This window comes from Kitasatospora sp. NPDC004272, from assembly GCF_053603035.1.
The window spans coordinates 1-8,892 of sequence record NZ_JBSGET010000222.1; the positions used below are offsets into that span (position 1 = coordinate 1).

6 protein-coding genes are annotated in these 8,892 nt (G+C 75.5%); 4 read left to right on the forward strand and 2 right to left on the reverse strand.

Annotated elements, in window-relative coordinates; all coding sequences use genetic code 11:
* On the reverse strand, nucleotides 1-623 hold a 623-nt coding region (locus ACWEO5_RS36995; protein WP_452166481.1), incomplete at its 3' end, for a TerD family protein.
* A gap of 323 nt (nucleotides 624-946) precedes the next feature.
* Here ACWEO5_RS36995 and ACWEO5_RS37000 point away from each other — a divergent pair.
* Nucleotides 947-2,635, forward strand: coding sequence for a PP2C family protein-serine/threonine phosphatase (locus ACWEO5_RS37000; RefSeq protein ID WP_452166482.1), 1,689 nt, complete (start codon nucleotides 947-949; stop codon nucleotides 2,633-2,635).
* Nucleotides 2,636-2,736: 101 nt separating this feature from the next.
* Here the strand turns inward: ACWEO5_RS37000 and ACWEO5_RS37005 are convergent, their stop codons facing one another.
* The gene (locus ACWEO5_RS37005; RefSeq protein ID WP_452166483.1) at nucleotides 2,737-3,600 is read right to left on the reverse strand and encodes a universal stress protein; all 864 of its coding nucleotides are present in this window, start codon (nucleotides 3,598-3,600) and stop codon (nucleotides 2,737-2,739) included.
* Nucleotides 3,601-3,888: 288 nt separating this feature from the next.
* Between ACWEO5_RS37005 and ACWEO5_RS37010 the strand changes: the two genes are divergently transcribed.
* The 3 genes from ACWEO5_RS37010 to ACWEO5_RS37020 all read left to right on the forward strand — a co-directional run bounded on the left by ACWEO5_RS37010 (nucleotide 3,889) and on the right by ACWEO5_RS37020 (nucleotide 8,801).
* Nucleotides 3,889-4,548, forward strand: coding sequence for a pyridoxamine 5'-phosphate oxidase family protein (locus ACWEO5_RS37010; RefSeq protein WP_452166484.1), 660 nt, complete (start codon nucleotides 3,889-3,891; stop codon nucleotides 4,546-4,548).
* A 474-nt stretch (nucleotides 4,549-5,022) separates the two neighbouring features.
* On the forward strand, nucleotides 5,023-6,492 hold the full coding sequence (locus ACWEO5_RS37015) for an SDR family oxidoreductase (RefSeq protein ID WP_452166485.1): 1,470 nt from the start codon (nucleotides 5,023-5,025) through the stop codon (nucleotides 6,490-6,492).
* 89 nt (nucleotides 6,493-6,581) lie between these two features.
* Nucleotides 6,582-8,801: an NADP-dependent isocitrate dehydrogenase gene (locus tag ACWEO5_RS37020; protein WP_452166486.1), complete on the forward strand. Its 2,220-nt coding sequence runs from the start codon at nucleotides 6,582-6,584 to the stop codon at nucleotides 8,799-8,801.
* The last annotated feature ends 91 nt before the right edge of the window (nucleotides 8,802-8,892 follow it).

Here is an 8,892-nt window from a genome sequence, read left to right on the forward strand (position 1 = left end):
GGCGCGGCGGGGGCGGGCGGTGCGGCGGACGCGGCAGGTGCGGCAGGCGCGGCGGGCGCGGGGGCCGGGGCCAGTGCGGCCACCCCGAAGTCCGTGGCGATGCCCGCCAGGCCGGAGGTGTAGCCCTGGCCGATGGCGCGGAACTTCCAGCCGCCGCCGTGCCGGTACAGCTCGCCGAAGACCACGGCGGTCTCCGCGGTCAGCTCCGGGCCCAGCTCGTAGCGGGCCAGCTCGACGCCCGCCGGGTCGGCCAGCCGGACGTACGCCCCGGTGACCGAGCCGAAGGACTGGCGGCGCTCGTCGGCCTGGTAGATCGCCACCGTGAAGACGATCCGGCGCACCGCCTCCTCGACGTCGAGCAGGTCGACGGCGAGCTGCTCGCGGTCGGTGCCGTCGCCCGGCGCGCCGAGGTGGGTGACCGCGCCGTCGGGGCTGGTCAGGTTGTTGAAGAAGACGAAGTGCCCGTCGGACAGCGCCCGGCCGTCCTCGTCGCAGAGCAGCGCGTTCGCGTCCAGGTCGTACGCGTCCGCGGCCCCCCACCCGAGGCCGACCACCACCGTCGCCGGGCCGTTGCCGTCCCGGATCACCGGGACGTTCCCGCCCTTGGCCAACGCCGTCGACATTGCTGCTCCTCCACTGTGACCGATGATCGTTCAGAGACGGTAACGGCCCGTCTGATCAGCGGGTTCCCGGTCCGGGCGGAGAACGGCGACGGACGTGACACCGCGTCAGCCCGGGCCGGGGGAGAGGCGGCAGTGCGGCCGGAGGGAAAGGCGGGGGGAAAGCGGAGGGAAAGCGGGGGCAGAGCGGAGGAAAAGCAGCCCGCGGGGGCTCACCCGTCCGGTCCGCCGGGGTCGCCGCCGGAGGGGGCGGCCGGAAAAGTGGCGGAGAACGCCGAGCGGGCAGCGCCGGACGGGCGGCGCCGAGCGGAGGGAGCGGGGCGGGCGTGTACGGGCGACCGGAGCAGGCCGATCGGGGCGAGGCCCTGCGCCGCACCGTCGAGCGGCTGCGGGCCGAGCACCGCCGGACCCGGCCCGCCGAACCGGCCGGGCCGCCGCCGCTCGTCCCGGAGGTCCACCTCGACCCGGACCTGGCCCGCCCGCCCGACCTCGACCTGCACCACCTGCTGGACGCCCTCCCGCAGGCCGCCGTGCTGGCCGAACCGGTGCTGGACGGGGCCGGTGCCGTCCGCGACCTGGCCGCGGTGATCGTCAACGAGGCCGCCGTCCGCAACCCGTACCACCCGGGCCAGGTGCACCGCGACACCCCCGAGGGCCGCGGCGTCTCGCTGCGCGAGGCGTACCCGGGCCTGTGGACGGCGGCGTTCGCGGACACCGTCGCCGAGGTGCTGGGCACCGGGTACGCGGCCCGCGCGGTGCCGGTGCGCTGGCAGCACACGATGTCCGACGGTTCCACCCGCGCCCGGCACGAGAGGGTGACCGTGCACCGGCTGGGACGGCGGCTGCTGCTGGTGTGGCCCGACGACCGCACCGAGGAGATCGCCCGCGCCGCGCAGCGCATCGCCCGGGTCGGCTGGGCCGAGTGGAGCCTGCCCGACGGCCGGCTCGACGTCTCGCCCGGCCTCGCCGTGCTGCTCGGCCTCGCCCCCGGGACCGACACCGTCCCGGCCGGCCGGGCGCTGCGCCGGGTCACCGAGATCGCCCGCCCCGCGCTGTACCGGGACCTCGAACGGCTGCTGGCCACCGGCGAGGACATCGACGTGCTGACCGAGCTGTACGGGGTGGGCCGCCCGCGCCGGGTCCGGCTGGTCGCCGAGGCGCTGCGCGAGGAGGGCGGCCCGGTCGAGGGCCTGCGGGCGGTGCTGCAGGACGTCACCGAGCTGTGGGAGAGCCGGCGGCGGCTGCGCGAGCAGCAGGAGGAGACCGAGCGGCAGGCCCGCCGCGCCGACGCCGAGCACCACGTCGTCCAGCGGCTGCAGGACGCCCTGCAGCCGCACTCCGCGCTCCTCACCGGGCTCGGCGTCAGCACCGCCGTCGCCTACCGCCCGGCCGAGGGCGGGGTCGGCGGCGACTGGTTCAAGGTCCGCCAACTCCCGGACGGGCAGGTGCTGCTGGCGGTCGGCGACGCGCGCGGGCACGGCCTGGACGCGGTCGCCCTGATGTCGATGCTGCGGCACGCGCTGGCCGGCCTGGCGTTCACCGGCGCGCTGGTGGAGTCGCTCGGCGGCTGGCTCAACAAGATCGCCTGCGACGAGGGCGACGAGGCCACCGCCACCGCGGTGGTCGCCCGCTACTACCCCGCCCGCCGCCTGCTGCGCTGGATCTGCGCCGGCCACCCGCCGCCGGTCCTGCTGCGCGCGGGCCGGGTCGCCCCGATGGAGGTCGAGACCGGGCCGCCGCTGGGCGTGCTGCCCGACGCCGCCTACCGGGCGGTGGAGACGCACGTCCGCCCGGGTGACACCGTGCTGCTGTACACCGACGGCCTGATCGAGCGCCGCGACCAGGACATCGACGTCCGCCTGGAGGCCCTGTGCGAGGCGGTCCGCACGCACGCCGTCACGGACCGCGCGAGCGGCCCCGACCTGCAGGAACTCGTGGACGAGGTGGTGCACGAGATGTCCGGCCCGCTGTCGGAGGACGACGCCACGCTGCTGGCCTGCCGCTTCGACTCCTGAGCCGGGCGCAGGGCGGCGCCGGAGGACCCCGGAACGACCGGCCGCCCCGCTGCCGCCGAGGAGGCGGCGGCAGCGGGGCGGCCGGAACCGGCGGGCCGGACTCAGTCGTGCGGGACGACCGCGACCGGCGCGTGCGCGTGGTGGATCACCGCGTGGGCGACCGAGCCGAGCTTGCTGCCCAGGCCCAGGGTGCGCCGGCGGCGGCCGACCACCACCAGGTCGGCCTGCTCGGACGCCTCGACCAGCGCGGCCGCGCCGCCCCCGGTGCGGACGTCCTCCAGCACCAGCGTGCGCGGGTACTTCTCCCGCCACGGGGCGACCGCCTCGGCGACCATCCCGGCCGCCAGCGCGCCGAGCTCCTGCTGCTCGGTCTCCACCGGGATCCACCCGGCGTACCCGTAGGCGGGCGGCAGCTCCCAGCCGTGCACCACCCGGACCCGGGCGCCGCGCAGCCGGGCCGCCTCGAAGGCGAACTCCAGCACGGCCCCGTCCGGCTCCAGCGCGTCCAGGCCGACCGCCACCTCGGGCTCGTGCGAGACCGGGTCGGGGCGGCCCTCGCGGACCAGCACCACCGGGGAGGCCGAACGGCCCGCCACGCCGAGGCTGACCGAGCCGACCAGCAGCCCGCGGAAGCCGCCCAGGCCGCGGGTGCCGATCACCAGCAGCTCGCCCTGCTCGGCGGCCCCGGTCAGCCCGTCGATCGCGGCGTCCGGCACCAGCTCGCAGGTCACGTCGAGGCCGGGGTAGGCGGCCTCCAGCTCCTTGGCGACGTCACCCAGCATGGTCCGCGCGCCGCTCTCCAGGTCGTCGGCCTTCACCAGGTCGTTCGCCTTCCGGCCCAGGTAGGGCCAGGCGTGCAGGAGCCGCAGCGGGGCTCCGCGCCGGCCCGCCTCCTGAGCGGCCCAGTGCGCGGCGGCCCGACTGCGGACGGAGGCGTCCACAGCGGCGAGAACGGGACGAGTCATGGCAGTGCCTTCCCTGTGCGAGTCCCCGCGGGCCCCCATCGCCCGGTGTCGGGGTCGTGGCCCACTCTGCCCCCGCCCGCCCGGTCCCGCCAGGGTCGGCGGACCCGGCGGAGGGGGCCGTTGGTCCCGGTTCCGGCCCCCGTACCGGAGTTCGGGCGTCCGGTTCGGGTCCAAGGCCCCTGCCGGAGCGGGCCCCCGGTCACGCACCATGGAGGTGCCGACCGGGCGAATCGGGAGGAACCACCACCCGTACCGGCCGGAGCGAAGACCCCCCGGGAGGTGTCCGAAGTGACCACCGAACACGCACCCGCCCCCGCGGCCGCGCTCATCCGCCGCTTCACGGACCGCCTCGCCGACCTCGGGCTCACCGAGGCGCAAGCAGCGGCGAAGGCGGGCATGTCGACCGCCTACCTGCACCGCGTCCTGGAACTCGGGCCCGGCTTCGACCCGCCCGCCCTGCTGCGGCTGTCCGCGGTCCTCGGCCTGGAGTACGAGGAACTGGTGGCCGGCCGGCCCGCCGAACGGGCCGCGGCCGCCCGCGCCGACGGCCCCGCGCTGGCCGGGCCGCCCGTCCTGGGCGAACTCGGCGTCGCCGAGTGCTGGCAGCGCATCGGCGCGGGCGGCCTCGGCCGGATCGCCCGCACCGGCCCCGAGGGCCCCGTGGTGCGCCCCGTCGGCTACCTGGTGCACGAGCACACCGTCCTGTACCGCACCACCGGGGACGGCGCCCTGGCGCCCGGCCCGGGCGGCGACGCCGCCTTCGAGGTGGACCGCGCCGATCGGGACCTGCGCGAGGGCTGGAGCGTGCTGATGATCGGCCCGCTGGAGTACGTCACCGAGCCGGCCCTGCTCGCCGAACTGCCCAAGCCGCCCGCGCACGGCCGCTGGGTCAGGCTGACCCCGAGCACCGTCACCGGGCGCAGCATCCGGACCGCCCGGCCGCACTGAGCCGGGGCCGGGGTAGGGGCCGGATCCGGGGTCGGGGGACGCACGACCCCGGGAAGCACGCAGGTCGCCGGTCCGGACAGCCACGCTGGGGAAGCGCTGCCCGGACCGGCGACCTGCCTGTGCGGGCGGGGTGGGGACCCGCCCGCGACACGTCCGCGCTCCGGCTCCGGAACGGGCCCCCGCCACATCGAGAGCGTCCCGGAACCCCCGTGGAGCACGGGTTCCTCCATGTCCGCGCTCCGGCTCCGGAACGGGCCCCCGCCACATCGAGAGCGCTCCGGAACCCCCTGGAGCGCGGGGTTCTTCCCTGAACGACGCCCAACCTAGCCCCGTTCCGGCCGGCCGAGTTGGCACCCGGTCCACACCCGCTTGGCACTGCGTCCACCGGTGGCCGAGGCTGGAAGGAACGATCCGGCAGCGGCCCGGTGCCGAAGAACCGGAGGGGGCCGGAGCACGAGGACGGGAGAACGCGGCGTGCGATGTCTGGTGACCGGTGCCACCGGGTACCTCGGCGGGCGACTGGTGCCCGAACTGCTGGCCGACGGCGCCAAGGTGCGCTGCCTGGTGCGCGACCCGGCCCGGCTGCGCGACCACCCCTGGCGGGCCGCCGTGGAGACCGCCACCGGCGACGTCACCCGTCCGGCCACCCTGGAGGGGGCCTTCGACGGCGTCGAGGTCGCCTACTACCTGGTGCACTCGCTCGGCAGCGGGCCCGACTTCGAACGCGTCGACCGGGACGCCGCCCGGGCCTTCGGCCTGGCCGCCGCCCGGGCCGGCGTCCGGCGGATCGTCTACCTCGGCGGCCTCGTCCCGCCCGACCTGCCCGAGGGCCGGCTCTCCCCGCACCTGCGCTCCCGGGTCGCCACCGGCCGGGCCCTGCGCGAGGGCGGCACGCCCGTCACCGAACTGCGCGCCGCCGTGGTGATCGGCTCCGGCTCGGCCTCCTTCGAGATGCTCCGGCACCTCACCGAGCGCCTCCCCGTGATGGTCACCCCGCGCTGGGTCGACACCCGGATCCAGCCGATCGCCGTCCGCGACGTGCTGCGGCTGCTGCTCGGCGCCGCCCACCTGCCCGACGACCCCGCCACCGACCGGGCCTTCGACGTCGGCGGCCCCGAGGTGCTCACCTACCGCGCCATGATGCAGCGCTACGCCCGGCTGGCCGGCCTGCGCCGCCGGCTGATCGTCTCGGTGCCGGTGCTCACCCCCCACCTGTCCTCGCACTGGGTCGGCCTGGTCACCCCCGTCCCCAGCGGCCTGGCCCGGCCGCTGGTCGAGTCGCTGCGGCACGAGGTGGTCCGCTCCGAACGGGACCTGGACCGGTGGATCCCCGACCCGCCCGGCGGCCCGATCGGCTTCGACCGCTCCGTCGAACTCGCGCTGCGCCGGATCCGCGACGACGAGGTGGACACCCGCTGGTCCTCCGCCTCGCTGCCCGGCGCCCCCAGCGACCCGCTGCCCACCGACCCCGACTGGGCCGGCGCCAGCCTCTACCGGGACGTCCGGGAACGGTACGTCGCCGCGCCCCCCGAGGCGCTGTGGCGGGTGGTCGAGGGCATCGGCGGCGAGCACGGCTGGTACTCCTTCCCGCTCGCCTGGGCCGTCCGGGGCGCGCTCGACCGGCTGGCCGGCGGAGTCGGACTGCGCCGCGGCCGCCGCTCGCCCGGACGGCTGCGGGTCGGCGACTCGCTGGACTTCTGGCGGGTCGAGGAGATCGAACCCGGCCGGCTGCTGCGGCTGCGCGCCGAGATGCGGCTGCCGGGCCTCGCCTGGCTGGAACTGACCGTCACCCCCGAGGGCACCGGCGCCCGCTACCGCCAGCGCGCCCTGTTCCACCCGCACGGCCTGGCCGGCCAGGCGTACTGGTGGTCGGTCGCCCCGTTCCACGCGGTCGTCTTCGGCGGGATGGCCCGCAACATCGCCGCCCGGGCCGAGGCCGAATGAGCCGCCGACCGGGGGGTTGGTTGCGGAGATCCCCCCGGGTCGAGATATCTTGACGTCAAGACGTTGCAGACGTGGAAGCTGGAGCTACGGTGACTGACTCGACCATCATCTACACCCACACGGACGAGGCACCCGCCCTCGCCACGTACTCGTTCCTGCCGGTCGTCCAGGCGTACGCCGCCACCGCCGGCGTGAGCGTGGAGACCCGCGACATCTCGCTGGCCGGTCGGATCATCGCCGTCTTCCCGGAGTACCTCCAGGAGGACCAGCGCATCGCGGACGCCCTCGCCGAGCTCGGCGAGCTGGCCAAGACCCCCGGCGCCAACATCATCAAGCTGCCGAACATCTCGGCCTCCATCCCGCAGCTCAAGGCCGCCATCGCCGAGCTGCAGGCTCAGGGCTACGCCCTGCCCGAGTACCCGGACGAGCCGCAGACCGACGAGGAGCGCGACGTCCGCGCCCGCTACGACAAGGTCAAGGGCTCCGCCGTCAACCCGGTCCTGCGCGAGGGCAACTCCGACCGCCGCGCCCCGCTGTCGGTCAAGAACTACGCCAAGACCCACCCGCACCGGATGGGCGCCTGGTCGGCCGACTCCAAGACCAACGTCGCCACCATGGGCGCCAACGACTTCCGCTCCACCGAGAAGTCCACCGTGATCGCCGCCGACGGCGCGCTGCGCATCGAGCTGGTCGCCGAGGACGGCACCGTCACCGTGCTGCGCGAGAAGGTCCCGGTGCTGGCCGGCGAGGTCGTCGACGCCTCGGTGATGCGCGCCGCCGCCCTGAACGAGTTCCTGGCCGCGCAGGTCGCCCGCGCCAAGGCCGAGGGCGTGCTGTTCTCGGTGCACCTCAAGGCCACCATGATGAAGGTCTCCGACCCGATCCTGTTCGGCCACGTGGTCCGCGCCTTCTTCCCGAAGACCTTCGCCGCGTTCGGCGCCGACCTGGCCGCCGCCGGTCTCAACCCGAACAACGGCCTCGGCGGCATCCTGGCCGGCCTGGACAAGCTCGCCAACGGCGCCGAGATCAAGGCCTCCTTCGACGCCGAGATCGCCGACGGCCCGGCCCTGGCCATGGTCGACTCCGACAAGGGCATCACCAACCTGCACGTCCCCAGCGACGTCATCGTCGACGCCTCGATGCCGGCCATGATCCGCACCTCCGGCCACATGTGGGGCCCGGACGGCAACGAGGCCGACACCCTCGCCGTCATCCCGGACAGCTCCTACGCGGGCGTCTACCAGGCCACCATCGACGACTGCCGCACCAACGGCGCCCTCGACCCGGCCACCATCGGCTCGGTCCCGAACGTCGGCCTGATGGCCCAGGCCGCCGAGGAGTACGGCAGCCACGACAAGACCTTCGAGATCGCCGCCGCCGGCACCGTCCGCCTGGTCGACGCCGACGGCACCACCGTCCTGGAGCAGGCCGTCGCCCCCGGCGACGTGTTCCGCGCCTGCCAGACCAAGGACCTGCCGATCCAGGACTGGGTCAAGCTGGCCGTCACCCGCGCCCGCGCCACCGGCGACCCGGCCGTGTTCTGGCTGGACGCCGACCGCGCCCACGACGCCGTGCTGATCGAGAAGGTCAAGGCGTACCTGCCCGAGCACGACACCGAGGGCCTGGACATCCAGATCCTCACCCCCGTCGAGGCCACCAAGCTCTCCCTGGAGCGCATCCGCCGCGGCGAGAACACCATCTCCGTCACCGGCAACGTGCTGCGCGACTACCTGACCGACCTGTTCCCGATCCTGGAGCTGGGCACCAGCGCCAAGATGCTGTCGGTCGTCCCGCTGATGGCGGGCGGCGGCCTGTTCGAGACCGGCGCCGGCGGCTCCGCCCCCAAGCACGTCCAGCAGCTGGTCAAGGAGAACTACCTGCGCTGGGACTCGCTCGGCGAGTTCTTCGCGCTGGCCGCCTCCTTCGAGCACCTGGCCACCACCACCGGCAACGCCGGCGCCCAGGTCCTCGCCGACACCCTGGACCGCGCCACCGGCACTTTCCTCAACGAGGACAAGTCGCCCTCGCGCCGCCTCGGCGGCATCGACAACCGCGGCAGCCACTTCTACCTGGCCCTGTACTGGGCCCAGGAGCTGGCCGCCCAGACCGAGGACGCCGCGCTGGCCGCCGCGTTCGCCCCGCTCGCCGCGACCCTGGCCGAGCAGGAGCAGGCCATCGTCGACGAGCTGATCGCCGTCCAGGGCCAGCCCGCCGAGCTCGGCGGCTACTACCAGCCCGACCCGGCCAAGGCCGCCGCCGTGATGCGCCCGTCGAAGACCCTCAACGACGCGCTCGCCACCCTGGCCTGACGCCCGGCACGCATTCGGCGCCGCGCCGCCCACCTCGCTGCCCGGGACGACCAGAACCAGACCCGACCCCCGGTCGAGACGGCCCCCGCCG

What these genes read in the sequence shown, in the direction of transcription:
- ACWEO5_RS37005 (WP_452166483.1), bottom strand. Translation starts at nt 3,600, where the DNA reads ATGACTCGTCCCGTTCTCGCCGCTGTGGACGCCTCCGTCCGCAGTCGG.